Source organism: Methylomonas sp. 2F7, from assembly GCF_057126975.1.
Window position 1 is genome coordinate 1,911,748 of record NZ_CP195203.1, and the last position, 25,057, is coordinate 1,936,804.

The window sequence follows — 25,057 nt, forward strand, 5'->3', positions numbered from 1 at the left end:
ATGAATGCTACCGCAACACGCCATTGCCCGGCGATATTGATCAGCGCCCCTGCCTCCGGGCAAGGCAAAACCACCATAACTGCAGCTTTGGCCTATTACCATCGCCAGCAAAACCGAAAGGTACGCGTGTTCAAAACCGGCCCGGATTTTATCGATCCGCAAATCTTGAGCTTTGCTTGCGGACAACCGGTTTATCAGCTGGATTTATGGATGATGGGCGAAGCGCATTGCCGTGAGATGCTTTATAACGCCGCCGCCGACGCTGACGTTATCTTGATTGAAGGTGCCATGGGCTTGTTCGACGGCGATAGCAGCAGCGCCGATTTGGCACAAACACTAGACGTGCCTGTGGCCGTTGTCATCGATGCGGGCGGCATGGCACAAACTTTTGCCGCAGTAGCTTATGGCTTAGCCCATTACCGTGCCAACTTACCGTTTGCCGGGGTCATCGCCAACAAAGTCGGCAGTCCTAGTCATGCCAAACTGCTAGAAGAAGCGTTGCCGAATAACATGCCTTTGCTGGTGGCGATGGCGAAAGACGACGCGGTCGGCTTACCTTCGCGACATCTGGGTTTGTTGCAGGCCGACGAAATCGGCGATCTCGATCTTCGCCTGGCGCGAGCCGCCGAATTGCTCGGCAGTCTTGCGCCGTGCCGATTGCCGGAGCCGGTCACCTTCGCGCCGATTACTACCGATCCGCCGCCGAAATTGCTGACTGGTAAGCGTATCGCGGTAGCTCGCGATGCCGCATTTTCGTTTATCTATCAAGCAAATCTGGATTGTTTGCAAGCCATGGGCGCTGAACTGACGTTTTTCTCGCCGCTCGCAGACCACGTATTACCCGAGGCAGACAGTGTTTATTTGCCCGGCGGTTACCCGGAACTACATCTCCAAACATTGGCCGACAATGTCGCCATGAAACAAGCCTTGCAGCAACATCATCAAGCCGGTAAACCGATTTACGCCGAATGTGGCGGTTTTTTATATTTGCTGGAACGTTTGGCCGATAAAGACGGCAATGCGGCAGCGATGGCAGGATTACTACCCGCTAGCGCGCAGATGCAAAAACGGCTGGTCAATCTTGGCATGCACAGCGTGCAGTTGGAACAAGGTGAAATTCGCGGGCATAGCTTTCATCACTCGCAACTGGAAACCACACTGCAGCCGTTCACCGAATCGAAGCCCCAACGCAATCGTCGCCGTAACGAAAACTTTTATCAGCTGGGTTCGTTGCAAGCGTCTTATCTGCACACCTACTTTCCGTTCAACCCCCAGGTCGCGGCTGGATTTTTTCTATGAGCATTCAACCTAAAGTGTGGTTTGTCGGCGCAGGTCCCGGTGATCCTGATTTAATCACTGTCAAAGGTCGCGACTTAATTGCCAAAGCGGATGCCATTTTGTTCGCAGGCTCTCTGGTACAGGCCGCAGCGACGCAATGGGCCCCAAGCACTTGCGTGATCAAAGATTCCAAAGACATGACTTTGGAGCAGATTACCAACTGGCTGACCGAACAAGCCGGTCCGGGCAAAACCGTCATTCGCCTGCAAACCGGCGACCCTGGCTTGTACGGTGCATTGATTGAAATGGTGCAACCACTGGATGCGGCCAACATTGCCGTCGAAGTAGTGCCGGGCGTCTCGTCGGCGTTTGCTGCGATGGCTTGCGCAGTCGAAAGCCTGACCTTACCCGAAGTCACGCAGACCGTGATTCTTACCCGTGTTGAAGGCCGCACGCCGATGCCGGACGGTGAATCCTTGCAAGAACTGGCCAGCCATCACACCACGCTGTGCCTGTTTTTATCGATCACCTTGTTGCCCTTGATCGAACGCGAATTAAAAGCCGCCAACTGGGCTGATGATTCCCCGGTATTGGTGGTTCATAAGGCCAGCTGGCCGAGCGAACAACAGATTATTCGCGGCACCCTGGCTGATATTCGCGAACGCTGCCGAGCCGCCAAAATCAACAGTCAGGCCATGATCGTCATCAGCCCCACCTTGGGCGCGCGGCACTGGCCATCGTTAAAAAAATCCAAACTTTATGATGCCGGTTTTACCCATCGTTTTCGCCGCGCCGAGCGGCCTCAGCCTAAGGAATAAGCATGACAACCACAGTTCTCTTGGTCGGCCACGGTTCGCGCAATCAGGCCGGCAATGATGAAATTCGCGAATTTCAACAACAATGGCAGGCGCAACACCCTGACTGGCGCATTGAGTTGTGCTATATCGAACTCGCCGAGGTGCTGTTGGAAGAAGGATTGAGCCGCGCCGCGCAAGGATCTAGCCGCGTGATAGTCGTGCCGCTGATCATCAGCGCCGCCGGGCATGTGAAGATGGAAATTCCCGAGCATATCGAGGAGGCCCGCGAAAATTTTCCGGCGGTCGAATTCATCTACGCGCCACATCTAGGAAGCAATGAAACCTTGCTGGCCATTCTGCAAAAACAGCTCAAAACGGCACTCAAATCTTTGGCCATGCCCGACCCGAAAACTACCGGCGTGATCATTTTAGGCCGCGGCTCCTCCGACAAAGTCGCCAACGGCGAACTAGCAAAACTGGGGCGTTGGCTGTTTGAAGCTACCGAGCATGAACTCGTCGACATTGCCTTCACCGGTATTACCCATCCGCGTTTGGAAACCGCTGTGCAACGTCAAGTACGACTGGGCATGACGCAGATTGCGATTTTGCCCTATTACCTGTTTACCGGCTTGCTGATCGAGCGCATCGGCAAACAAATCGAACGCTTGCAAAGCCAATATCCGCAGATTGTCTTCGGTGCCGGTACGTATTTTGGTTTTGATCCGGCCATTTTTAAATTGCTGGATCAACGGGTTACCGAAGCCTGGGACCCGCTCGCGCCGAAAATGCTGGAATGCGACGGCTGTCAGTATCGCGAGCAAGCCGAACATCACCACCATCATTGATTAGCCATGAGCCACAACATTCAAACCGAACAACTGACTCAGGCTGGGCAACAAATCGAACACGATTCCTTTGCCATCGTCGACCGCGAAGTCGGCGAGCACCATTATTCCGATGGGCAATGGCAAGTGGTGCGTCGCATGATCCACGCCACTGCGGATTTTGAATTCAATGGCCTGACCGAGTTTTCCGCGCATGCAATCGAAGATGGTATTCAAGCCATTTTAAATGGTGCGCCTATCGTTGCCGACGTGGAAATGATTTGCGTCGGCTTATCGAAGCCGCGCCTGGCGCATTTTGGCATCAGCGCCCGCCAGTTCATCGCCGATGCGGATGTCATAGCCGCCGCCAAACAGGTCAACAGTACCCGCGCGGTACAAGCCATGCGTAAAGCGCAGCGCCTGGGTTTAATCGCCGGCGGTATCGTCTCAGTTGGCAACGCACCGACCGCGCTGTTGGAAGTGTTGCGGATGATCAAAGAAGAAGGCGTCAAGCCGGCACTGATCGTCGGGATGCCAGTCGGTTTTGTCTCTGCAGCGGAATCCAAGGATTTACTCGCCGAATTAGCCGATGTGCCATGGATCATCACCCGTGGACGTAAGGGCGGCTCGACCTTGGTCGTCGCGGCGATTCATGCCTTGTTGAGCTTGGCGGAAACCCGGCAGAAAAACGGCTGATAGCATGGCAATGCCGGAACGCAAACCCAAAGGTACCCGCAAGGGTTACACCACCGGCGCCTGTTCGGCGGCAGCGGCACGGGCGGCAGTGCAGGGTTTGCTGAATGGGCGCGTGCCGGACACTATCGACTGCGTGCTGCCCAATGGGCAAGACGTGGCATTCAAAGTCGAAGAAAGCTTCGTACAGAACGACCGAGCACATGCTGTCATCGAAAAAGACGCCGGCGACGATCCGGACTGCACCCATCGCGCTCGGCTGACGGCGGATGTGATGTGGATAGAACAACCGGACACTGTCGTATTGCAAGGCGGCGCAGGCATAGGCCTGATCACTCGGCCCGGTTTGGGGCTGGCGGTCGGCGGTCCGGCCATCAATCCGGTTCCGCGTAAAAATATCGAGGATAACATCCGTCTGATCGCCGCCGAAGCGCTAAAAACCCGAGGTCTACAGGTAACGATCTCGGTGCCGGGCGGCGAAGAGATGGCGAAAAAAACCCTGAATTATCGTTTGGGCATTATCGGCGGTATTTCGATTCTAGGTACGACCGGGATCGTGCATCCGTATTCCACGGCGGCGTTTCGGGCTAGCGTGGTGCAAGGCGTGGAAGTTGCGGCCAATCAGGGGCAGGCTAGCGTGGTGCTGACCACCGGCGGCCGCACCGAGAAATTCGTGATGCGCGAATTGCCCGAGCTGGATGAAAGCTGTTTCGTGCAAATGGGCGACTTTCTAACACCCGCACTGGACGCCGCCGCTCGTTGCGGCATTCAAAACATCATCATCGGCGGCATGGTCGGCAAGCTGACCAAAATGGCCCAGGGCGAGACCATTACTCATGCCGGTCGTGCACCGGTCGACGTTGAACTGGTCGCTGATATTGCCCGTAGCATCGGTGCGCCGGACGATGTGTGCGACGCCATCGCTGCTCAAGAAACCGCTCGCTACGCCTCCGAATGCATGGCCGAGTTGGGGTTGGAATACGAATTTCATGTCGAACTGGCTAACCGAGTCATCGCCACCTTGGAAAACCGTTATCCCGGCCGTTTTCACATCAGTGTTCTGGTGTGTGATTTCGATGGCAACAAACTGGCCGAAGCCGGAAGGAATTGATCATGCAAGCGATGTGCAGTTTTATCGGCGTACTCGACAACGGCGTCGCCAGCCTGAGCCAGGAGGCCTTGCAGGTATTACGCGAAGCCAAACATGTCATTGCCGGTAGCCGTCTGCTGGCAACGCTGGCTGATGACATCATTGAAGCCAGACACTACGACTTAACCGGGCAAATCAAACAAGTGCCGGACTGGATCAATGCCGCGTTGGCACAAAATGAAGCGGTCGCGGTACTGGCTACTGGTGACCCCTTGTGTCACGGCATCGCCGGGTTTCTGGCCGGCAAACTGGAATCCAGCCGTGTGAGTATCCTGCCCAATCTGAGCACCCTGCAATTGGCCTTTGCCGAGTTGAAATTATCTTGGCAAGCCGCCACTATCGTTTCGATCCACAGTAAGGATGCCGGTGAATGGCTGCGCGGGGCCACGCCGGAGCATGGCTTGTACGAATTGGCTCAGCGCTGCCGCCAACACGATTTGCTGGCGATATTGACCAGCCCGGACAACACCCCGGCGCGTATCGCCCGCTTATTGCAAATCGAAGGCTTGGCCGATGTGTTCGAAATGGCGATTGCCGAAGCCCTAAAGCAAGCGGAACAGCGCGTTAGCGCCTGGCTGACCATCGCTGAGGTGGCCCAAAACAGCTATCGAGATCCCAACGTCGTCATTCTGAAACGCAAAGCGTCTGTGCCCGCACCGGTGCTATTTGGTGTCAGCGACGACAGCTTTCAGCAGCGCAAGCCGGAAAAAGGCCTGATCACTAAACGCGAAGTGAGGGCTGTATCGCTAGCCCGCATGCAGCTGACAAGAAGCAGTATTGTCTGGGACATCGGTGCCGGCTCCGGCTCGGTAGGGCTGGAGGCCGCGCGCTTGTGTCCGGACGGGCATGTATTTGCCATCGAAAAAAACGCCGACGACATCGCCAATGTCGAACAGAATCAAGCCGCCTGGGGCATCAGCAATTACAGCTTCGTGCATGGCAAGGCTCCGCAATTTCTCGACACTTGGCCCGATCCGGATGCGGTATTCGTCGGCGGTTCCGGCGGCGAATTGGCGGAATTGATTGCCTTGTGTTTAGGGCGTTTGCGCCCGGCGGGTTGGCTAGTGATGAATTTCGTCACGCTGGAAAACCTGTCCACCGCCGTCGAGACCCTGAAACAGCTAGGCGCAGGCTGGGACGTTTGTCAGATTCAAGCTTCCCGTAGTAGCCCGATTCTGTCCATGCATCGCATGCAGGCCGAAAATCCAGTGTGGATCGTATCGGCCACCCATCCTTTACAGCCTAAAACCTGCGGTCAAGATGAACACTAAACTCGGCACCCTCTACGGCGTTTCCCTTGGCCCAGGCGATCCTGGCCTGATGACCCGGCGAGCCTGGGATTTACTGACCGGTCCGGGCCATTGGACTTATCCGGTGCGCAAGAAAAACAGCGACAGTTATGCCTTGGACATAGCCTTGCGCGCCGGCCTGGAACTGCCTGCCGAACATAGCGAGCTGCATTTTCCGATGACTCACGATGCCGAGATTCTGGCCCGTTACTGGCTGGATGCAGCACAAACCGTGTTGGCAATATTACAACGCGGCGAGGATGTGTTGTTTCTGGTGGAGGGCGATGCATCAACCTATTCCACTTTCGGCCATTTGCAACGCAGTGTTCGTGCCTTACAGCCGGAAGTGACAGTCGAAGTAGTGCCGGGGGTGTCGTCATTTCATGCCGCTGCGGCGCGCAGTGGCGAACCGTTGGCGGATGTCGATGACACCATCGCCATAGTACCGGCGGGATATGGTATCGCGCAGATCGAGCGCATGCTGAGCGACTTCGATACCTTGGTGTTGCTCAAGGTCAAACCGCTGCTGGACGATATTATCGATTTGCTGCGCCGTCGCGATTTGCTGGCTCATGGCTGGTTCGTGGAAAAAGCCGGGGCGCCGGAAGAACGCATGGTGCACGACATCGCCAGCCTCGAGGGGCAAAAGGTCAATTATCTGTCGTTACTTATCATCAAAAACCCAGGCCGTCAGCGCAGCGAAATGCAGCGCGGTTGCCGCAAGAAAAAGGACTCAATCGATGAATGAAGTGCGTGTCGCCCTGGTGGCGATTACCAAACACGGCGCCGGGATTGCCACTCGCCTGGCACCACAACTCCCCGAAGCGGAGGTGGTGGTGTCGGAGAAGCAATCCGAACATTTGGGTGATTTTGCCAATCCGCGTTGCGTGTATCAGGGGGCGTTGAGCGCGCAACTCGGCGAGTTGTTCGCATCCTACGACCAAATTATTTTTCTGGTGTCGCTGGGTGCGGTGGTACGGCTGATTGCGCCGCATCTTAAATCCAAGGATGTAGATCCCGGTGTGCTGGTGATCGACGATGCCGCCGAATTCGTGATCCCGGTGCTATCCGGCCATGTCGGCGGTGCCAATGCTTATGCCGAAAAAGTCGCCGCGTTGCTAAATGCCACGCCGGTACTGACCACCGCATCGGACGTGGGCAAAACCATTCCGGTGGATATCTTGGGCCGTGAACTGGGCTGGCAAGTGGAAGCCCCTAAGGTCAACATCACGCGTGTGTCGGCGGACGTGGTCAATCAACTGCCGATTGCCTTCGTGCAGGAAGCCGGCAGCTCAAATTGGTGGACGCGGCCATCGCCGTTACCGGCCAATATTCATCTGTTCCAGCGTTTCGAGGACGTTGATACCGAACAATACCGGTCGGTTTTATGGGTTACACACCGGGCCATCGATCCGACTGTTTGGCAACAACTGGCTGAGCGACTGGTGGTGTATAGGCCGCCCAGGGATCAAGCGTAAGCGTATGAAAGTCATGATTGGCATGGGTTGCGACCGCAATGCCAGCCTGGATACCTTGCGGCAAGCCTTGGCCCAGGCCTTGTGGCGTTGCGGGCTCGATGTATCTACGGTAGCCGGTTTGGCCAGCATCGACAAAAAAAATGATGAAGCAGCCTTGTTACAACTAGCCCAGATATACGATTGGCCGCTGTATTTTTATCCGGCTGAGGCTCTGGCCACCATCCCGGTACCGAATCCATCCGAGGTGGTCATGAAATACATGGGTACACCGGCGGTGGCGGAAGCGGCGGCACTGAAAGCGGCCAATGCCGAGCTGACGGATTTACTGGTCGAGAAACATAAATATTGCGGTGTGGACGGCAAGAACGCCACCGTTTCGATAGCGAGAATTAAATGACAAAAGCAGGCAAAATTTTACTGGTGGGCATCGGCCCCGGCGCGCATGAGCACATGACTGCTCGCGCTCGCCAAGCGATTGCGGAAGCCGACGTGGTGATTGGTTACAGCACCTACATCAAACTGGTGCAAGACTTGCTCGATGGCAAGGAAGTCATCAAAAAAGGCATGACCGAAGAACTCGATCGTAGTATCGAAGCGTATGAACATGCCAAGCAGGGCAAAATCGTCGCTATGGTGTCGTCCGGCGACATCGGCGTTTACGGCATGGCCGGACCCACTTATGAACTGCTGCTGGACAGTGGTTGGACGCCGGATGATCCGATTCAGGTGGAAGTGGTGCCCGGTAGTACCGCGTTGTCGAGTTGCGCATCCCTGGTCGGGGCGCCGCTGACCCATGATTTTTGTTCGATCTCGCTGTCCGACTTGTTGACGCCTTGGCCGGTGATCGCCCGCCGCCTGGAAAGCGCGGCGCGCGGGGATTTCGTGGTGGCCTTGTATAACCCGAAAAGTGGTCGCCGCACGCAGCATATCGTCGAAGCGCAAACTATATTGCTGCGTCATCGTAGCCCGGACACGCCGGTTGCCATCGTTAAATCCGGTTATCGTGCTCGGCAACACATTCAGATGGTTCGCTTGGCGGAGATGGCCGATTGCGATATTGGTATGTTGACAACGGTCTTGGTTGGCAACAGCAGCACCTTCGTCCGTGCAGGGTTGATGGTGACGCCGCGCGGCTATGCCAATAAATATGACGCCATGACCGGCGAAACCCGCGCAGGCGAACAGGCGGGGCGTTCGCTGAGCATGGGATTGGAAGGCTGGAAAGCTTGTGTGCGGCAATATTTGCGCGACACGCCCAAGGTGACATTGCAACAGGCGGCAGCATACTTCGCGCAACCGCTGGCGGACATTCTCGACGCCGTCAGCCAGTCCACGCCGGGCGATCAAGCCGGTTTATTCTGCGCGCAACGTGCAACCCCAGACAGTCATGAACGTTTACTTGTGTCACTCCAGGGCTGGGGCAAATTACGCGCCGTGGTGCGCAGCGAAGCGGGTGTCGTGGCGGAATTGTTGATCAACGCCGCTGATTTGCAAAGCAAAAACGGCTGGGTGAGTATCGTCAACGACGCCTTTCATTTGCACATCGACTGGCGCAAAACGCAGCAGATTTGGTTTGTCAGCCGTGATGATCAAACCTATGGCATTCAGGTACTCGATCAACACGGCGACGCCTTATTCAACTTATGGTTAGTCGCTGACGAAGCAGGATTCGACAGCACAGCCCTACAACACTACCGCAATGACCGAGCGCAATTTAGCGTCCCAACTGTTCTGGAACCAACCCACCATGACTGATAACACCATCCCCATGCCGGAAAAACCCAAAATGGGTGACTACAAACGCCACTTGCTGGTGTGTACCGGCCCCCGCTGCACCGAAAATGGCGAAGCGCAGGCCTTATTCGAAACCCTGGGCGAGAAGTTCAAAGCGGCCGGCATCGACAAAGGCGAACTCAGGGTTAAGCGCACCCGCACCCACTGTTTTGCCACCTGCAAATCCGGTCCCATCATGTGTGTACAGCCCGATGGCGTCTGGTATTACAACGTCAATGAAACCAATTTACAGCGCATCATTGATGAGCATTTGGTGGGCGGTCGACCTGTCGAAGCGCTGATTTATCATCAAAGTACTTGCTCGGTTCCATAGCAGTAAAACAAAGCGTTATGGATTATTTTCCTCTTTTCTTAAAAGTTAAAGGCCAAACGTGTTTGGTGGTAGGCGCTGGCGAAATTGCGGCGCGAAAAATTGAATTACTGGTCCGAGCTGGAGCGAACATCGTCGTCGTTGCTTTGGATATTGGTAACGCGGTAGCTGCTATGCAACAGTCAAATCAAATCGTTATCCGCCAAAAAGTGTTTACGCATGAGGATATCGACGGCATGGGACTCGTGGTTTCCGCTACCAATTGCCGCTCCACGAATATAGAGGTCTCCAAGCTGGCGAATCAGCGAAAAATCCCCGTAAATGTGGTTGATGATCCGGCGTTATGCTCCTTTATATTCCCGGCCATTATTGATCGTTCGCCCCTACTTATTGCCATATCCTCAAGTGGTGTATCGCCCGTATTAACGCGACTTTTGCGCGCCAGGGTGGAAAGTTCCATTCCGGCATCGTTTGGCCTGTTGGTGCAATTGGCTGAAAAATTCAAATTATTGGTCAAACAACGCATTCCGCAACCGAGTCTGCGTAGAGTTTTCTGGCAAAAGATTTTACAAGGGCCTGTGGCTGAATTAGTTTTTGTAGGCAAGCAGAGCGAAGCGGAAGAACTGCTGCGGTCGCAGCTGCAGCAGGCTGACCCTACAGCAAATCAGGGTGAAGTGTATCTAATAGGTGCCGGTCCTGGCGACCCCGATTTATTAACGTTTAAAGCCTTGCGTCTGCTGCAGCAGGCAGACGTTATTGTTTATGACCGGCTGGTTTCTATAGAAGTGCTCGATATGGCCCGACGAGACGCCGAGAAAATCTATGTCGGCAAACAGAGGGATAACCATAGCCTACCGCAGGAGTCGATTAATCAACTGTTAATTGATTTAGCTTTGGCCGGCAAACGGGTAGCTCGGTTAAAGGGCGGCGATCCTTTTATCTTTGGTCGTGGGGGTGAAGAAATCGAGTCCTTTATACAACTAGGGATCAGCTTTCAGGTTGTGCCTGGCATTACTGCAGCGGCAGGCTGTGCCAGCTATGCGGGCATTCCGCTGACCCATCGCGATCATGCTCAATCCTGCACATTTGTCACCGGCCACTTAAATGACGGCAGTATCAATCTCGACTGGCAGCAATTATCTCGTCCCCATCAAACCATTGTGATTTATATGGGACTGGCTGGATTGGGAATCATCTGCCGATCGCTGATCGAGTACGGTTGTCCGGCCAATCACCCCATTGCCGTCATTCAGGAAGGCACAACCCGAAACCAGCGGGTTTTAACCGGAACACTAGCGGATATGCCCAGTCGTGTGGAACAGGCCGAGATGACGCCGCCGACGCTGATTATTGTCGGTTCGGTAGTTACACTCCATCAACAATTGGACTGGTTTCAGCGTTCGGACTAATTCACAAGCGGAGGTTAGCATTACCCGAAACTGAGGCTTTTTGGTAAACGGTCTCATTAGGATTAGTTCTGTGGCACAATATGAGATTCTTAAAAACGAGCCAATCAACAGACGATAGCGAGTTTATGTTCAAGAACTGATGAAATTCAGCCTCGGATGTCAACCCTCGGATAAGGATAGAATGCGTCATCACCACCAAGACATCACTAGTGTCCGGCTAAGAATCGAATAGATTCAATTGTTTAGCATGGGCATTTTGATCGGATATGTATTCGATGCCCTGTAAAGCCTGTTGAATGGGGATTTTCCCGAACAAAGTGATCGAAAAAATCTGTAACAAAGTGTAGAGAGAAGCATCCAGATTGAGTTGTTTTTTGATGATGGCGATCAGGACATAAACCGAGACGGCGATCCAGATTTGGGATTTGACGGCATTTTCCGAGGTGCCATAGAAACACTTTATACGAAGATGTTGTTTGATCCATTTGAAGAATAATTCGACCTGCCATCGGCTTTTATAGAGCGTGCAAATCGTTAGCGATGGTAAGGTAAAGTTGTTGGTTAGAAAGACCCGCGTCTTGCCGGTTTCCGGGTCTTTAAATCGAATACGGCGCAAGTGTTGTGGATAGTCTTTTTGGGTATAGAAGCCATCGAGTGCGATAGTTTGGTCGCAGATGATACCGAGGTGACGGTCGGTTGGGGTTGAATAAATGCGATGGGCATCCAGATTGGATTTGGCTCGCGTCACGAAGAACGCACCGGCCAAATGCAAGACATACAATCTTGCGAAATCGACATAGCCGCGATCCATCACATAAATAGCTCCCGGTTCGGGTATCAGCAAGTCGAGCGCCTTGACGTCATGCATTTTGCCGTCCGAGATAGGGATAAAGCTTGGAATACTGCCGCGCAAATCCAGCAAGGTATGCAATTTGACCGCCGCCTTGGTGATGCGAAACTGGGCCCTGGGAAACACGGACAGACACAGATCAATCGTGGTCGAATCCAGTGCATAAACGGTATTGCTCAAGTCTAGCCCTAAGTCCTCGCTGGCGTAGAGTTTCCGCGCTTGCGCGATCAAACGCTGAGCAAATTCGGCATAGATGCGCCAATCACGGTTGGCATTGGCGTCGGCCAGTGTCGAGCGAGAAACCGTAGTGCGGATGCCCATGTGATAAAGCTTATTGGATTGAGCCGACAACCAGGCTTCGATGTCACGCAGACTTTCCCGATAGGTCAGTTGCGCGAAAGCCAGAATCCGAAACTGCTCGGCGCCACTGAGTGTTCGGATTCGGTAATCGCCATCGTAACGGGTCACGATGCGATGAAAGGTTTTCCATGGCAAAACGTCCATGATTTGGGCGAACAAAGTTTTGCCAATGTACATCGCGCTCTCCACCGGTTAAAAAACCAGCAGACTGCATGAAGATTGGTTTTTCCTTCAAGTTGGAGACAGCTTTTAGTCCTTTGAAACCCTTGCTACATAAGGCTAACCGCATTTTAGAGGCTCTTTTAACCGGACGCTAGTGGTTTCTTATCACTATTCATGAATGGAACTTTAGCGTGATTTCATTTGCGGTGATGAAAACGAGCGCATTATCCGGCTGGATAATGCGCTCGTATATAAAAGAGACTTAGCTACCTATATCAGCTACAAGTGTTTGCGCTTGAACGGATTTAGCCGCTGGATATGCCATCACCGAAGCCGGTTTGCCTTGCTGATCCAACTCTACCACGAAGGTTTTGCCGTACAGCGCAGGACAGCCGCAAAAATCCGGTAACAAGCGTTGCATAGCATTAGCTGGATCGCTGGCGGTATTGGCCACCACAAAAGCAACGAAAGCATCAGAATCGCTTTCAAAGGTCGATTCCTGAAATTCCTCGTATTCGCTTCTGAAGCTGGCCATTTGTTGCAACACCTGAGCCGAGCAATCGCCTTTGGGTACGATGATGTCATCGGCGTTTTCCTGCCCTTGGTAGCAGGCATGATCCCTGATTTCAACAACATCCCGCCCAAGCCGGATTTGGTAAGCCTCGCAAAACCGCACGTCGATCCAACACCAATCACCTTGGAATTGAGCCTGATGGGTTTCATTGACCGTTTCAATCACCAGCTCTTCATCATTGAGATGCCGAATTAATGTATGAATCCAATGCCCGTTATCCAACGTACCGTGGTAAAGCAAATAATCCCGGCCCCAGGCAAACAAATAACGCCCTGCGCCGTCTTGCTTGATGTCATCATCAATCGAGACGATGCCGCGAGCCGCTATGTCTGCACGAGTCATGGCTTTTTCCGGTCGCTGCTCAAAGCTACCAAAAACTTCGGTATCGCAAACTGGATAAGCAATGATTTCGCGCAAGGCTTCTGGCGGTACTACTGGCACATCGTTGAGTAGCTTCAACAGCTCCCAATGCCGCAGTATTTCATAAAAACCTACGAAATCTTCCGCAGACTGAGTGGCTTTCATCTGGATAAGCCGCTGTTCGATGGTTTGCGCCAGAACGGCTTTAACCAGTTTGATGACATCTGCTTCATCCACCAATTTGTCACGATCCGGCAAGCGGGCGTGAAAACGAGAAGAGTCCAGATGAATAATATGGCGATGCGATGTGTAGCTATGCGAAGAATAAATGGGCAAACCTTGCAGATAAATATCGAACTCATATTGCGCCCCATTGGGTTGGTCCATACCATGCAGATAGATTGCGCCAATCTCGGTTTCCACAAAGGTCAATCCGCAATCCAGCGCGCATGAGCGTTCAAGTAATTGATCGTTGAACAGCACTGGAATGGGGAAACCGAGTACCAAACGCTTTAGAGTCGTGGTAATTTGCCTCATGTCCATATCCACATCCTGCAAGGTAGTGTGATGCCGTTCCAATCTTGGACTGGTGTGATCGTCACCGGCTTAAATGCCAAAATGTGGTCGGTTTCGACGTCAATCGAGCCACTTTTACTAATGACGCTGATTTTCCGACAGGCAAACAGTGCCGATAAAAATCCGATTCCAAACGGATGGTCATGGGCAACCACGTCTGCATCCCAACCGGATTCGGCGACTGTCAGTAGTGTTGCAATCGAGTCGATGCCGCAGCCATCATCCAAAACCTGTAGCGTTTTGGTTTCAGAACAATAGTTAATCACCACCATGGCGGCATGGGCCCGGCGAGCATTTTGGATGAGCTCGCCGAGCACCGTGGTTTTGTTGGTGAAACTGAAGCGTAGACTTTTGACCAAGTTGGCTTGGTTCACTTTCATCGCGACTTCGTTAGTTTGTGTTTTCATGTGTTATATCCGGGTATAAAAAAAGCCCCGAGAACATGAAACAGACTACCCCCTTGGGGAGAACTGTTCATCTCCCCAAGGCGGGTGATACTGGGTTGACCAGTGATTATGTAAGCGTATTGCTTGAGGTTTTGTGCCCTGGCTATGAAGCTAAGGCCAAATTACTGTCAGGCAGACCATCCCAGTCCAATTGTCGGACACAGCCTTGATCGTTATCCAACAAGCTGTCGGGATCGATGCCTCGGCTGGCCAACACGCTGCTCATCGCCTGGGTTAACAGACGCTGGCCTTGTTCCCGTTCCGACGCGCCGCCGTGGTTGATGGCCCAATAGGGATTGAAACGGTAATTCCGACCCTCCAGTTTGGATTGCTTTTTCACTTCGGCATGAAACGCCTTATCGAAGCGTTCCGCTTGTTCGAACTGCTGCCAGAAACCTTGTCCGGCTTGCGTATCCACAGGCGGCAACCAGCGGCGCTGGCGACCGACCCAACGGTTCATCCGATCGATCAAGATTTTGCTTTTCGGAAAAAAGTGGATGGTGCCAACGCCCGGATAATAGCGAACGTCAAAATAACTTCCACCGATCCGTTCTCCGTTCCGAAGCTCTCGAAAATGCTGCCGAAACACCGACACCAAACTCACTTCCGCTTCGGTCTTGCCATCGAGCAAGGCAAACACCTTGTCGAAATCCGCTAATAGCCGTTCCGACTCCCAATTCAGACCGTTCTGGTAAGAACTCGAGCCATGGCCCGGCAGAATGAAGCGCGTGGTTTTGATCCGCATGCCCAGCGTGCGATGTTTATCATTGGATTTCCAGCCCATGTAAAACACCGCGTTATCGCTGTAATAGCGGGTGATCAAATCAAACACATCGCACACCATGCTCAGTTGAATTTCACCTTGCTGATCGATGATGCCCTGCAAAAAGCCGTAGATATTCGGCACGGTAAATTCCAAGGACTTGACCGTTTCAAAATCCGACTCCAAGCGTTTCTGCGCCGTCGTTGACAAGCGCGACGTCACCTGCGTAGAGCGTAAAATGCTGGCCCAGGCCCGATTCTTCAGATCGTGATAGCGTTTGAACAGCATCCGCTTCACCGCATCCGATGACGAGTCGTCTTCACTGCCGATACCTCCACCGCTTAGTTCGCCGAGCGTTTTACCCAGCATGGACCGATAGCGGCTGGCACGGGCTTCACTGACCACGCCCTGTCGCGCTGCTTCGACCGCTGCATTGAACATCAACACCGCGTTATCGATGAAGGCATTCGGCAAGGCCAACTCATGTGGCAGTTGAAACTCGCCCACTAAATCGTCGGCCTCCCGCCTATCCTGGCGCAAATCGTCCAGAATATTGCCGAGGATGTCCTGTTCGAACGTCGAAGTTTTTTTCAACCAGACCAGGGCCACGTCGACTGGCGTTTTGCGTTCGGCATCCTCGCCGGCGAACATTTCTTGCAGAAACTCGACCTCGCCGTGCTGCTCGATCAACCGTAATAACAACTGGCGTTCTTTCGAAAACGGATTGCGCACAGTTTCGGCATTGAGAATGGCGACGATTTCACCGTCAAACAAGATCTCCCAAGCCTTCAACACGTGTTTGGCGCCTTCGGAAAACGGCGGATTCATGATGATGTGCGAATAGACACTGCCGCTTTGAAACTGCAGAAAATCCATCCCCACCACCGGATAGCCTTCATCGCGCAGAACCGCGTGTTTGCGGATATCGATTTCAATGCAATCGATCGGCAAACGTTTACCGTACTGGTATGGCCCTGGACGAAGCAAGTGTCCTTCGCCTGCTGAAGGCTCTAATACCCGCGCGAATTGCTGGTTCTTGAACAACGCCCAAGCTTTACGGCTCAGTGCTTCTGGCGTTGGGTAATATTGATAGGGGTCTGTCATGGTATTCTCCAAAGAGCCCCTGGCGACCGATTCAACCCCTTTGGGATAGAATCATCCCGCAGGGGTAGAGTGAAAATCTCGGCTTAACCGAGTGTCAAAAATGAAAACGGCGCGTCAGATCAACGCGAACCGCTTACCTTGAATGAAGTCCTGGTACTGACGGGCTTCAGTTTTTACTTTGAACCGGGCATGCACGCTGCCGTCGATCCAGATTTCCCAGGGCAAGCGGTTAAGCTCACCTCTGACCAGTTCCACCGTGCCAACCCGAAAGTCGTCGTGTTGGTAAAGCACCTGGCGGGGACTGTCGACACGGACTATGCAGTGATCCAGTAATGCCGGACCGCCGATATCACCGGGTTCGATCAACAACGGCACTTTGATCGTGCCGGTCGAGCGGCCAATCCAGCCGATGACATCATGTTCATCGAGCCAGGACTGACCGGTTGTTGGATCGCCGTAATACAGCCGAATTTTGCGCCGGCTATGCCGAAGCTGTTCCAACAGCTCGACCACCGATTCCGGTGTGTCGGCGTGATAACAGGTGCCGGAGGCCAAACGCTGATATTGGATGCAATGCCCGGTGCCGAATGTGTGTTCAAAGATTTGTGTCATGATGTTGTCCTCAATGAAAAAACGGAAACATCACGAATCCCCAGCGGGAATAGGACATTCCCGTTTTGGTGGAAAAAAATGAGCGCCGCATCGAATGACTTGGCTAACTCAGGCTTTTACGAATTACGCGTCTGAACAACGCGCGCTATTTGTTTAGGATTTGATTTCGAGCGCTGTTTTTCCCAAGGCTTGCAATGCCAGAGGGATTAACTGATCCAAATCGTCCCAATCGATACTGCCGCCGCCGGCTTCACCTTGTTGATAGGCTTCAACCAATCCCCGGCAAACCCGCATGGCCGCTTGTTCTTTCTTCAATTGCCGTACCGAATGATCCGGTTCCGGCAGCTGTTCAACGGCCACGCATTCCCATACCAAGCTTTCATCGCCCGACTCAAGGTATTCATCCGACAATAACGGTATGGCGGCGGTGTCATCCCAAATGGTGGCGTCATTGAATGCCTGTTCGGCAATCTGTTGTGCCGCATCGGGACTATCCGCAGTGATACCCACCGACACGCGGTGCACATAGTCGATTTCGTAGGAGACTACGAAGAACCGATTCACAGTCGCCGCCGTGACATTGGCTAATGCGGGTTGTTCGTCTGGCAATTCGGTTTCCACCGATTCACCCTCGATCAATGCGCTTTCATAAGGCTCGATCTCCTTGTTACAGTCCGGGCAGCGATCGTTACAGCCGCTATCCCATACATCCGCCCATTCGGTTTTGCAGTAAGGGCAGCGGTACTGATTCAAATACCGAACACCTTCAATTTCAGAATGCGAATGGCTAACGCCATTATCTAATGTTGATGACATGGTCATTGCCTCCAAAAAATCGCAGGAACGACCACCCGGCAGGATGAGGTTCCCGCAGGGTTAAAAACGCTGATCAAAGCTGAAAATTGGCTCATACAGCGGGGTTGAATTCGCGTAAAAATCGGTATATTGTGGCTAAAACTCATTAAAATGCAGAGAAATAGCCATGATTGACGATATTTTGCGGATTTTTGATTTTCTCAGTCCGAAGCGGACAGAGGAGCTGATTCCAACGAAAAAACCGATGGCTATTCCTGTCGACGAACCACTAAAAGTCGTTCGACATTGCCAACAAATTTTCCAAAAATTGGATGCTTTGGAAGCCGACGTGCTCAATCGGGTTGACGATCCTGAACAAGCCTGGCCGTTTCTAAACAAAATTCGCCAAATACGTCGGGAAACCCAGAACGACCTGTTGTCGTTATTGCCCGAAGGTAACTGGGTGTTTGCTGATGAATCCAACCAACGCGAGATTCCGGTTCGCAGCATCAATACTGGAACCGGAATCACGCTACGTGTATTCAATGGCGGGCTTGCTGATTAGCCGGTGCGTTGGCATTACCTTTCAGCGCTTCCCTCAATTGAAATACCTGTTGGGCAGTCTTAGCGGACTTGTCGTCCACCAGGGCTGAATCGCCCACTTTTTTAGACCGCCGACGGGGTTTAGCCTCGGTTTCCGCCGAGACGATAGTCGGTTTGATTTTCAATAAATCCCGCTCTAGTTTGGCGATTTCAATATCCGCTTCGTAGAGTTTGATCGTTTTCTGTTTGGCTTGATATTGGAGTTCCAAGCTATCCAGCTCGCGATTCGTTTCACGATTGCGACTATGAATTTCCTGACGCACCGAATCTGACATCGCCAACCAATCCACTTCATGACGGATTTGGGGCAAGATCACCGGTAATCGGTTTCGAGCTAGGCGCTTTGCACGATAGCAGTGAAACGTTTGAGACGCATGTTTCAATGCGCCCAGCAGTTGCAATGCTGTTGCCCAAATCACCCGCAAGGCGAGGATAAACATAGCCAGTAGGATGATGCCGAAAATAAAGTTCATTGAAGTTCTCCTTTGAAAATTTAAGAAAACACTTCGAATGAACAGAGCCCAGTCGGGCGATGGTCGCCCGAAGTGGGATGAATTGCAGACAATTTGCCAGGGCAAACTGCGATTAACATCGGGCTTAACGCACCCGACACGATCACGGCTTAACGTGCTCGCCGTCTAAAGACGGAACGCCGACCGAAGTCGGATTCAGCATTCTTTGAAAAGAACGCATGAAATGTCTGTTTGTCGAATGGGCTCCAGGAAGTGAGTGCATTCGACAAACTGCGTTTGCAATCAGCTACCCATAGCCACAATCGCTTAGGTTATGACCTAAGGATTGGGCTACGGATAATTGACTGGCCGAGATTTAAGCCGCCAACAACACCGCTTTCGAGAGTTCGAACAATTGTGCTCTCAGCTCTGATAGATCGTTAATGGTGATGGCAATCGGGAATAGATGACTGACATCCAGTCCCAAACCAATGCCCACCGCTTCGATACCGCTATCCCGGCAGCGCTGCAAAATATCCAGCGTGCTCAGCGTATCGTTGGGTTGACCATCGGTCATGACCATCAGCACCTTGCGCGGTTCTCGACAACGCAATAGCGACGCAGCACCAAACCAAATCGCTTCGGTCATCGGCGTACTGCCGGTGGCTGCCAGCGAGAAGACACCGGCGCGGACATTCACCCGTTGACCATGCTCCAGCAACTGGAACACCGAATCATCCTGATGCCCGGGAAACGCAGTGACGCCAGGATTAACCCCCGGAATACCTTCAAAGGCCAACGCCAGCGCCAAAGTGGCTTCCAACGCAATCGGCATTCGCGATCCAATCGGTTGCCCTTGGCTATCAGTCACCTGATAACCCATGCTTTCGGATTTATCCAGTAACAGATGAATCGCTGTATTAGGTGCTGCTTTGACCTGCTTACGCTGAAACACCTTGGTTTCACCGAGCAGCAGGCGGTGTAAGCGCTTGCCATCCATCCGCCGACCACGACAGGCGTGTTGCGAGCGGTTGAGAGTTTGCGATTGCACCAAGCCTTGCAAAGCGGCGCGGATTTTTCCCGATTCGCCTTGCACCTTACGCAGCAAAAACGCACCGGCTGGATCGTCCATGGGTGGCTCGTTGCCGCTCGGCATCAGCAGTTCCGACACGTTTTCCGCCGCCAACGACAAGGCCGATTTCAGGGATTCGAACAGGTCCTGGTCGATGTCACTGTCACCTGCGGACAACAAGGTTTGCAAGATGCCCATTGGGTCGGTCAGTTCCGTGTTATCTGCGTCAGCATCTTGCAGGTTGGATGAAGCACTGTCGGATGGCGTTATCGGTTCATCGCCAGGATTTTCCGGATTCGATTCATCATTACCATCGAATTCTGAAAACTGTTCGTCGTCATTATCGGCAGGTAGACGTTGATCGTGTTCTATATCATCCTCGGAATCCGAGCCGTTCGAACCGTCCGAATCTGCTGATACAGCTGTCTGATCTGTATCATCCGGTTCAGGCGGCGTGTCCTCATCTGCCGATGACTGTTCCTGATTACGCTGCCGTTGTTGCTCGAACTCCTGCTCAATCATGGTCAGGATACGGTCAGTCAAGTGCAGGCAATCGGACTCCGATTGCAAACCTTCCGGTACTTCCGACAACAAGCCTTTCAGCCGCGTGACGGCACCTTTCGGATATTTCGCTTTCAATGCCGTTTCAGTTTGTTCAACCAAAGGCAATAAGGCCGTTTGACCCAACACTCTGGCACGCAAACTTTTCAACACGAAGCTGTAGAGAATATTGGCCGGATGATCATCGATACTGCTGGCCACAAAGTCGCCTTTGACAATCATCTTTTCAATCACCGTGCGTATCGTCAGCCGCGTACCCGGAAAGTCCTTGGCCAGTTCGTGTTCGATGCGGACATCTTCAATCGCGCCGCATAAGCGCCGACGTAAGACTGAGTTGCCATAACGCAAACTGAAATCCGAATAACGAATATGCGCCGCTTCATGCGCCAACACGCCCCAGGCGACATCCTGATAATCCGGATCGTCGCCCTCATAGGCCGGCAGTTGAATTGACTTCCCGTCGGTATAGGCTTGATCGCCACCGACGCTGACTTTAATGCCAAAGCGGTTACCTATGGCGGCTGCGACGATGGGGAACGCGTTGTGTAAGGTTCTATTTTTCATGGTGTGCTCCAAAAGTTGGGGGCAAACCACTGCCCCAGAGGGACATGAATTTGCCCCAGTGGGTGAATAGTTAAATGGCGTTAGCTCATTCAGAACCAGTAGTCCTGGTCAGAATGCTCCGCTTCCTCGTCATCATCGCCTTCCGCGGTGACCGCCACCCGATCGGATTGAACATCCGGTTGGATGGATTCATCAGCCTCCATAGCAACGTCGGTCTGGCTTTTATCCAGCAAGACCTCAAGCGCCCAGTCCTCCGATACAGATTCAGGTTCTATTTCATCGTCAAAGATGCCGTCAAACAGATCGGAAAAATCGTGGCTGTCTGAAACGGTTTCAGCGATGACAGTTGTTGCTACTGTTGGTGGCTCTGTCTCCGCGTGTTCGATGACTTCATCATCAACAACGGGCGGTTGAGCCGTTAACAATCCTTCACCGTGCCGCCGGGTTTTATCCGGATCGGACAACAGCATCGCCGTGGCCAGAATTTCCTGCAAAATGCTGCCTTCAATGGCACCTTTGTTGGGAATTCTCGCCAGTAGGTCGTCAATGGTGCTGACGACCGGCGCGACCCGATGATCCAAAAAGCCCAGACCATCGAGTTTATCCCGCATGCGGCGAATCGGCCGTAACGCATTTCGCGTCACTTGCTCCTTGCCCAGCAACGATTGCTCGATGAGTTGATTGGCTTCCACGGAGATTTCATAGAACATCTGCTCACTGAGTGAGCCGATTTTGCTGTCCAGACGCGCGACGTCCGCCGGCGGCAAGCTCTCGGGTAACCCGACGCTGACCACCAGAAAATCAAACGACAACCGCGTCGAGACAAACTCCACCGAATCCACCGCTTGCTCGATGATGCCGGCAAATTCCGGATGGCGAACCACCCAGTCAGTCACCGCCGCATCGTAACCGGCAATAAACTCGGTTTTAGCCGCAGCAAAATCCAGCCCGATACGCTCAAGTTCCGCGGTAATACTGGCGGCCGATTCAACCGGCACGGCAAAGCCACCCAGAAAGCGGGTGCCGACGCGCAAGCAAATGCGTTCGGCCTCCTTCTTCAGGCGGTTGAACACCGTCAGCTTATCCGGATCGAGCAAACGTTTGGACCCTAGGCTGGCTAAATCCTCCGGCGGCAATTTGCTACCATCGGCCAGCACCAGGTCTTCTTTTTTCAGTTTCTTGCGGGCGCCGTAGATATTGGCTTCGACCTTCACCAATACCACGCGATCTAATATCACTTGCGTTTCATGCGACATGGGAACCTCCTAAAAATAAGAGGCACACCCATCCCGCTGGGGCCGATGTGCCCCTTTCGGGTTAAATGAAAATAACAAACCGGTTAAAACCAGCAGTCGTCCGTGTCGGACATAGCCGATGCCAGATTTAGCCGGGGTTTGAGCAGTCCCAAGGCTTCAGCGGCTTCACGAATGCTGTCCAGGTCGGTGCCGAAAAATGCCAGCACGTCTTGTTCAGCTTTCAGATCGACCGAGAGGTCTCGGGCGGTTTCGGTGGCAATATCGATGTCCACGCCTTTGAAGCCTTTTGCTTTGAGCGCCAGTAAAAACAGCCAAGGCAAAACGCCATGGGCCGATTTAATCTGGCCGCTTAGTTCAAAAGTATCAGCATTGATGGTGGCATCAATTAACTGTTGCCAGCCATCCCAGTCCTGTTCAGGCTTAGATTGCTGATCCGATACGGATTGAATAACGCCGATCAGTCGCCTGACCTCGATACCCAGCTCCACTCGAACCGCCTGCTTTGCATGGCAATCAATGTTCCAATACAGGGACTCGACTAGCGGTGCTGGCACAGACACGGTATTTGCATCAGGTTTAGGCATTTGAGATGGAGTTGCCGGAGTCGTACCCGGAAACACCACATTGCCGTTCACATCAATATTCACCTCGCCGACCAACACATAGCCCTTGGACTGTTTTTGCCGTTCGATGTCGAATTGCCGAACACCGCTACGGTTGCTGACGCCTGGTAAACAGGATGCCGTTTTGCCCCAACGCGTAGTGATCGATCCATCCGGATTACTCCTGACTGCCCAGTCTTTGGAACTGCCGTCACTGTTACGATGACGATAGAGATTCCAGGCTACCATGACTAGACCTGCCAGTCATCGCCAAACACATCCTTGGCGATGCGATGAATCGCTTCGCGTTCGGCGGGTTCGGCTCGGAAGGTCAAGGCCCGATCCAGCGAATAGGCCAAGGCATTGGGTGCACTTTTGAAGGTGGCCACCAATGATGCCCAACGCACTAATCCGCGCGTCGATAAGGTCACCGATAACATGCCGCCGCCATCTGCTCCGCCGATGAATACCTTGCGGATCTGATTGGCGACCTTGATCATGCTTTCACGTACCGTTTCCGGCATGCTCGGCACCACATCAGCCAACAGTTTCATTTCGTCTTCCGGCTCCGGGTAACCGACTTCCATCAATCGAAACCTATCCAGAAATGCCAGGTTTTGACGTAACACGCCTTGGTACAAGCCCGACTGATCGCCGCTACCGGCACTATTGCCAGTAGCCACTAACCGAAACTTGGGATGCGGAGTGATCACATCGCCGGTCTGCGGAATTGTTAGAGGTTTCCCTTCAACAATTTCATTCAAGCCAATTAGCTCTGCCGGGTCGATGGCATCGATTTCGTTGATCAACAGCACATGCCCTAAGCGAACAGCCAAGGTCAACGGGCCATCAATCCACTTCATCGCACCGCCGTCGACCAGCATGTACTGACCCAGCAGATCGTTGAGTTCCAGTCGGCCGTGACCGGTGACCGAATGCACGCCCCAATTAAGACGCGCCGCGACTTGCTCCAACAACGAGGTTTTACCGGAACCGGTGGGCCCCGTCAGGTATAAGCCGTCGCCGTTGTGGGCACCTAAAAACGCCAACACATCGCGCAGGTGATCCTTACGAAACACATAGGGCTTTTGCGTCGGCACATAGGCGTTTTGTCCGGGTGTAAAGCCTTCCACTTTCATAGAGGCCGGGGCCGGAATGCCGAAGGTATCGGCAATGGAATAAGATTGATACATGGTGAGCTCCTCGAGGACTAGCCTCAGAAAACAAGGGGCGCACCGCCCCGAGGGGTGATGAGCCCCAACGGGTGAGTAAATATCCCCCGGCAAAGCCGGGGGCTTTATGTTGTGAACCGCTCAAAGCGGTAAATAGGGTCGCTAACGCGGCCCTTTAACTTTAGCCGCCAATAGGCGGCGACTCATTGCCAAAGGTTCATTTGTTCGATTCGTTGGTCTTCCTGTTCTTGATGACGGATATACTCCCGTATCATCGTTTCGTCCCGGCCCACTGTCGAAACAAAATACCCCCGCGCCCAAAAATGTTGACCGACAAAATTCCGCTTCTTTTCACCATAAACACGGGCCAAGTGAATCGCACTCTTCCCTTTGATGTAGCCAATCACCTGCGACACCGCATATTTCGGCGGGATCGATATCAGCATATGCACATGATCCGGCATCAAATGGCCTTCCAATATTCGACTTTCTCTCTGACTAGCTAAGCGCCGAAACACTTCACCTAAATGCTTTCGCAACGCCTTATACAAGGTTCGACGGCGGCATTTCGGTATAAACACTACATGATATTTGCACTCCCATTTCGAGTGACTTAAGCTCTCGTTCTCGTCCATCAGGTTCTCCTCTTGCGTTTGCTTGGCGGCTCACGCTCCCGAGTTTCCTGATGGACTCCTCTAAATGTCAAACTCCTGCTGTCTCCCCGGCAGAGCCGGGGGATTTCTCATTTTTGGTTAAAACCCTGGCAAACCAGGGTGGATAGAAAATGGCTAACGCAACTGCATGACGCAGTACATCGCCCATTCGGCACGGGCCAACAGCTCCCGATCCATCAAGCGCAGGATGCGGTGAATGTCGCTTCTCAAACCGGGGTCCGAGATTTGACGGTGCATCTCCAGCAGCAACCGCTTTTTGGCCTGGATGTCGTCGCTATGCGCAACGTTCAACCAGCCGTGCAAGGTTTTCCAAAAGTCGTGATTCATAATGACCTCCTTCAATGATTAAAAGGGGTCACCGAGTCCCGTGAGGGTGATGAACCCCAACGGGACAAACTATAAACACACCAGGCTTGACGCACCTGGCACACGAGACAAACGCTCATGCCGCTTAACAACGGAACGCCGGTCGAAACC

At 53.1% G+C, this 25,057-nt stretch carries 26 protein-coding genes; 13 read left to right on the forward strand and 13 right to left on the reverse strand.

The window, feature by feature from the left end:
* Genes ACR64Q_RS08710 through cysG form a run of 12 tightly spaced genes read left to right on the forward strand, consistent with a single transcriptional unit; the run spans window position 1 to window position 11,022 of the window.
* A complete protein-coding gene (locus tag ACR64Q_RS08710; protein WP_020481837.1) occupies window positions 1–1,299 on the forward strand; it encodes a cobyrinic acid a,c-diamide synthase CobB in 1,299 nt (432 codons plus the stop codon).
* Window positions 1,296–2,096 (forward strand): precorrin-4 C(11)-methyltransferase, encoded by an 801-nt coding sequence (cobM, locus tag ACR64Q_RS08715; protein WP_020481836.1) that lies wholly within the window; start codon window positions 1,296–1,298, stop codon window positions 2,094–2,096. Before ACR64Q_RS08710 ends, cobM begins: the two co-directional genes overlap by 4 nt.
* 2 nt (window positions 2,097–2,098) lie before the next feature.
* Window positions 2,099–2,920, forward strand: coding sequence for a sirohydrochlorin chelatase (locus ACR64Q_RS08720; RefSeq protein ID WP_020481835.1), 822 nt, complete (start codon window positions 2,099–2,101; stop codon window positions 2,918–2,920).
* 6 nt (window positions 2,921–2,926) lie between these two features.
* The gene (locus ACR64Q_RS08725) at window positions 2,927–3,595 is read left to right on the forward strand and encodes a precorrin-8X methylmutase (RefSeq protein ID WP_313734324.1); all 669 of its coding nucleotides are present in this window, start codon (window positions 2,927–2,929) and stop codon (window positions 3,593–3,595) included.
* A 4-nt stretch (window positions 3,596–3,599) separates the two neighbouring features.
* On the forward strand, window positions 3,600–4,703 hold the full coding sequence (locus ACR64Q_RS08730) for a cobalt-precorrin-5B (C(1))-methyltransferase (protein ID WP_101052988.1): 1,104 nt from the start codon (window positions 3,600–3,602) through the stop codon (window positions 4,701–4,703).
* A gap of 2 nt (window positions 4,704–4,705) precedes the next feature.
* Complete coding sequence (locus tag ACR64Q_RS08735) at window positions 4,706–6,013, forward strand: bifunctional cobalt-precorrin-7 (C(5))-methyltransferase/cobalt-precorrin-6B (C(15))-methyltransferase (RefSeq protein WP_020481832.1); 1,308 nt, start codon at window positions 4,706–4,708, stop codon at window positions 6,011–6,013.
* On the forward strand, window positions 6,003–6,779 hold the full coding sequence (gene cobI, locus ACR64Q_RS08740; protein ID WP_026146827.1) for a precorrin-2 C(20)-methyltransferase: 777 nt from the start codon (window positions 6,003–6,005) through the stop codon (window positions 6,777–6,779). Before ACR64Q_RS08735 ends, cobI begins: the two co-directional genes overlap by 11 nt.
* Window positions 6,772–7,509 carry a cobalamin biosynthesis central domain-containing protein gene (locus ACR64Q_RS08745; RefSeq protein ID WP_020481830.1) on the forward strand — a complete coding sequence of 246 codons (738 nt, stop codon included), beginning with the start codon at window positions 6,772–6,774 and terminating at the stop codon, window positions 7,507–7,509. The genes cobI and ACR64Q_RS08745 overlap by 8 nt, the downstream gene beginning before the upstream one ends.
* Window positions 7,510–7,513: 4 nt before the next feature.
* Entirely contained in the window at window positions 7,514–7,906 is a 393-nt protein-coding gene (locus ACR64Q_RS08750) for a cobalamin biosynthesis protein (protein ID WP_020481829.1), read from the forward strand.
* Window positions 7,903–9,264, forward strand: coding sequence for a precorrin-3B C(17)-methyltransferase (gene cobJ / locus ACR64Q_RS08755; protein WP_313734326.1), 1,362 nt, complete (start codon window positions 7,903–7,905; stop codon window positions 9,262–9,264). The genes ACR64Q_RS08750 and cobJ overlap by 4 nt, the downstream gene beginning before the upstream one ends.
* Window positions 9,257–9,616: a (2Fe-2S) ferredoxin domain-containing protein gene (locus ACR64Q_RS08760; RefSeq protein WP_020481827.1), complete on the forward strand. Its 360-nt coding sequence runs from the start codon at window positions 9,257–9,259 to the stop codon at window positions 9,614–9,616. The genes cobJ and ACR64Q_RS08760 overlap by 8 nt, the downstream gene beginning before the upstream one ends.
* A 17-nt stretch (window positions 9,617–9,633) precedes the next feature.
* Window positions 9,634–11,022, forward strand: a complete 1,389-nt coding sequence (gene cysG, locus ACR64Q_RS08765) for a siroheme synthase CysG (protein WP_313734328.1) — start codon at window positions 9,634–9,636, stop codon at window positions 11,020–11,022.
* 217 nt (window positions 11,023–11,239) lie between these two features.
* On the opposite strand, the gene ACR64Q_RS08770 is transcribed toward cysG, so the two are convergent.
* The 6 genes from ACR64Q_RS08770 to ACR64Q_RS08795 form a co-directional block, all read right to left on the reverse strand.
* Window positions 11,240–12,409, reverse strand: coding sequence for an IS4 family transposase (locus ACR64Q_RS08770; protein ID WP_020481825.1), 1,170 nt, complete (start codon window positions 12,407–12,409; stop codon window positions 11,240–11,242).
* Window positions 12,410–12,656: 247 nt separating this feature from the next.
* Window positions 12,657–13,865: a hypothetical protein gene (locus ACR64Q_RS08775; RefSeq protein ID WP_020481824.1), complete on the reverse strand. Its 1,209-nt coding sequence runs from the start codon at window positions 13,863–13,865 to the stop codon at window positions 12,657–12,659.
* A complete protein-coding gene (locus tag ACR64Q_RS08780; protein WP_064029396.1) occupies window positions 13,862–14,311 on the reverse strand; it encodes an ATP-binding protein in 450 nt (149 codons plus the stop codon). Before ACR64Q_RS08780 ends, ACR64Q_RS08775 begins: the two co-directional genes overlap by 4 nt.
* A gap of 142 nt (window positions 14,312–14,453) precedes the next feature.
* Window positions 14,454–16,217 (reverse strand): DUF4942 domain-containing protein, encoded by a 1,764-nt coding sequence (locus ACR64Q_RS08785; protein ID WP_313734329.1) that lies wholly within the window; start codon window positions 16,215–16,217, stop codon window positions 14,454–14,456.
* Window positions 16,218–16,331: 114 nt separating this feature from the next.
* Window positions 16,332–16,829 (reverse strand): hypothetical protein, encoded by a 498-nt coding sequence (locus tag ACR64Q_RS08790; RefSeq protein ID WP_020481820.1) that lies wholly within the window; start codon window positions 16,827–16,829, stop codon window positions 16,332–16,334.
* Window positions 16,830–16,982: 153 nt separating this feature from the next.
* Window positions 16,983–17,645, reverse strand: coding sequence for a hypothetical protein (locus ACR64Q_RS08795; protein WP_313734330.1), 663 nt, complete (start codon window positions 17,643–17,645; stop codon window positions 16,983–16,985).
* Between the two features lie 166 nt (window positions 17,646–17,811).
* On the opposite strand from ACR64Q_RS08795, the gene ACR64Q_RS08800 reads away from it, so the two are divergent.
* On the forward strand, window positions 17,812–18,189 hold the full coding sequence (locus tag ACR64Q_RS08800; protein WP_483823308.1) for a hypothetical protein: 378 nt from the start codon (window positions 17,812–17,814) through the stop codon (window positions 18,187–18,189).
* Here ACR64Q_RS08800 and ACR64Q_RS08805 read toward each other — a convergent pair.
* The 7 genes from ACR64Q_RS08805 to ACR64Q_RS08835 form a co-directional block, all read right to left on the reverse strand.
* Entirely contained in the window at window positions 18,167–18,700 is a 534-nt protein-coding gene (locus ACR64Q_RS08805) for a hypothetical protein (protein WP_313734332.1), read from the reverse strand. The genes ACR64Q_RS08800 and ACR64Q_RS08805 overlap by 23 nt on opposite strands.
* 355 nt (window positions 18,701–19,055) lie before the next feature.
* Window positions 19,056–20,876 carry a VWA domain-containing protein gene (locus tag ACR64Q_RS08810; RefSeq protein WP_313734333.1) on the reverse strand — a complete coding sequence of 607 codons (1,821 nt, stop codon included), beginning with the start codon at window positions 20,874–20,876 and terminating at the stop codon, window positions 19,056–19,058.
* Between the two features lie 89 nt (window positions 20,877–20,965).
* A complete protein-coding gene (locus ACR64Q_RS08815) occupies window positions 20,966–22,132 on the reverse strand; it encodes a DUF3150 domain-containing protein (protein WP_313734334.1) in 1,167 nt (388 codons plus the stop codon).
* Between the two features lie 83 nt (window positions 22,133–22,215).
* Window positions 22,216–22,983 (reverse strand): hypothetical protein, encoded by a 768-nt coding sequence (locus ACR64Q_RS08820; protein ID WP_313734335.1) that lies wholly within the window; start codon window positions 22,981–22,983, stop codon window positions 22,216–22,218.
* Window positions 22,984–22,985: 2 nt separating this feature from the next.
* Window positions 22,986–23,927 (reverse strand): AAA family ATPase, encoded by a 942-nt coding sequence (locus tag ACR64Q_RS08825; RefSeq protein WP_313734336.1) that lies wholly within the window; start codon window positions 23,925–23,927, stop codon window positions 22,986–22,988.
* 182 nt (window positions 23,928–24,109) lie between these two features.
* Window positions 24,110–24,541, reverse strand: coding sequence for an IS200/IS605 family transposase (gene tnpA, locus ACR64Q_RS08830; protein WP_313734340.1), 432 nt, complete (start codon window positions 24,539–24,541; stop codon window positions 24,110–24,112).
* A 153-nt stretch (window positions 24,542–24,694) separates the two neighbouring features.
* Window positions 24,695–24,907: a hypothetical protein gene (locus tag ACR64Q_RS08835; protein ID WP_020481812.1), complete on the reverse strand. Its 213-nt coding sequence runs from the start codon at window positions 24,905–24,907 to the stop codon at window positions 24,695–24,697.
* Between the last annotated feature and the right edge of the window lie 150 nt (window positions 24,908–25,057).

Excerpts from the sequence above, each read along its gene's own strand:
- cobJ (WP_313734326.1), top strand. The coding sequence starts at position 7,903 with ATGACAAAAGCAGGCAAAATTTTACTGGTGGGCATCGGCCCCGGCGCG.
- cobM (WP_020481836.1), top strand. The coding sequence starts at position 1,296 with ATGAGCATTCAACCTAAAGTGTGGTTTGTCGGCGCAGGTCCCGGTGAT.
- ACR64Q_RS08725 (WP_313734324.1), top strand. The coding sequence starts at position 2,927 with ATGAGCCACAACATTCAAACCGAACAACTGACTCAGGCTGGGCAACAA.
- ACR64Q_RS08825 (WP_313734336.1), bottom strand. The coding sequence starts at position 23,927 with ATGTATCAATCTTATTCCATTGCCGATACCTTCGGCATTCCGGCCCCG.
- ACR64Q_RS08820 (WP_313734335.1), bottom strand. The coding sequence starts at position 22,983 with ATGGTAGCCTGGAATCTCTATCGTCATCGTAACAGTGACGGCAGTTCC.
- ACR64Q_RS08760 (WP_020481827.1), top strand. The coding sequence starts at position 9,257 with ATGACTGATAACACCATCCCCATGCCGGAAAAACCCAAAATGGGTGAC.
- ACR64Q_RS08785 (WP_313734329.1), bottom strand. The coding sequence starts at position 16,217 with ATGACAGACCCCTATCAATATTACCCAACGCCAGAAGCACTGAGCCGT.
- ACR64Q_RS08780 (WP_064029396.1), bottom strand. The coding sequence starts at position 14,311 with ATGAAAACACAAACTAACGAAGTCGCGATGAAAGTGAACCAAGCCAAC.
- tnpA (WP_313734340.1), bottom strand. The coding sequence starts at position 24,541 with ATGGACGAGAACGAGAGCTTAAGTCACTCGAAATGGGAGTGCAAATAT.
- ACR64Q_RS08735 (WP_020481832.1), top strand. The coding sequence starts at position 4,706 with ATGCAAGCGATGTGCAGTTTTATCGGCGTACTCGACAACGGCGTCGCC.
- ACR64Q_RS08710 (WP_020481837.1), top strand. The coding sequence starts at position 1 with ATGAATGCTACCGCAACACGCCATTGCCCGGCGATATTGATCAGCGCC.
- ACR64Q_RS08835 (WP_020481812.1), bottom strand. The coding sequence starts at position 24,907 with ATGAATCACGACTTTTGGAAAACCTTGCACGGCTGGTTGAACGTTGCG.
- ACR64Q_RS08730 (WP_101052988.1), top strand. The coding sequence starts at position 3,600 with ATGGCAATGCCGGAACGCAAACCCAAAGGTACCCGCAAGGGTTACACC.
- ACR64Q_RS08775 (WP_020481824.1), bottom strand. The coding sequence starts at position 13,865 with ATGAGGCAAATTACCACGACTCTAAAGCGTTTGGTACTCGGTTTCCCC.
- cysG (WP_313734328.1), top strand. The coding sequence starts at position 9,634 with ATGGATTATTTTCCTCTTTTCTTAAAAGTTAAAGGCCAAACGTGTTTG.
- ACR64Q_RS08720 (WP_020481835.1), top strand. The coding sequence starts at position 2,099 with ATGACAACCACAGTTCTCTTGGTCGGCCACGGTTCGCGCAATCAGGCC.
- ACR64Q_RS08790 (WP_020481820.1), bottom strand. The coding sequence starts at position 16,829 with ATGACACAAATCTTTGAACACACATTCGGCACCGGGCATTGCATCCAA.
- ACR64Q_RS08810 (WP_313734333.1), bottom strand. The coding sequence starts at position 20,876 with ATGAAAAATAGAACCTTACACAACGCGTTCCCCATCGTCGCAGCCGCC.
- ACR64Q_RS08745 (WP_020481830.1), top strand. The coding sequence starts at position 6,772 with ATGAATGAAGTGCGTGTCGCCCTGGTGGCGATTACCAAACACGGCGCC.
- ACR64Q_RS08770 (WP_020481825.1), bottom strand. The coding sequence starts at position 12,409 with ATGTACATTGGCAAAACTTTGTTCGCCCAAATCATGGACGTTTTGCCA.
- ACR64Q_RS08805 (WP_313734332.1), bottom strand. The coding sequence starts at position 18,700 with ATGAACTTTATTTTCGGCATCATCCTACTGGCTATGTTTATCCTCGCC.
- cobI (WP_026146827.1), top strand. The coding sequence starts at position 6,003 with ATGAACACTAAACTCGGCACCCTCTACGGCGTTTCCCTTGGCCCAGGC.
- ACR64Q_RS08800 (WP_483823308.1), top strand. The coding sequence starts at position 17,812 with ATGATTGACGATATTTTGCGGATTTTTGATTTTCTCAGTCCGAAGCGG.
- ACR64Q_RS08815 (WP_313734334.1), bottom strand. The coding sequence starts at position 22,132 with ATGTCGCATGAAACGCAAGTGATATTAGATCGCGTGGTATTGGTGAAG.
- ACR64Q_RS08795 (WP_313734330.1), bottom strand. The coding sequence starts at position 17,645 with ATGTCATCAACATTAGATAATGGCGTTAGCCATTCGCATTCTGAAATT.
- ACR64Q_RS08750 (WP_020481829.1), top strand. The coding sequence starts at position 7,514 with ATGAAAGTCATGATTGGCATGGGTTGCGACCGCAATGCCAGCCTGGAT.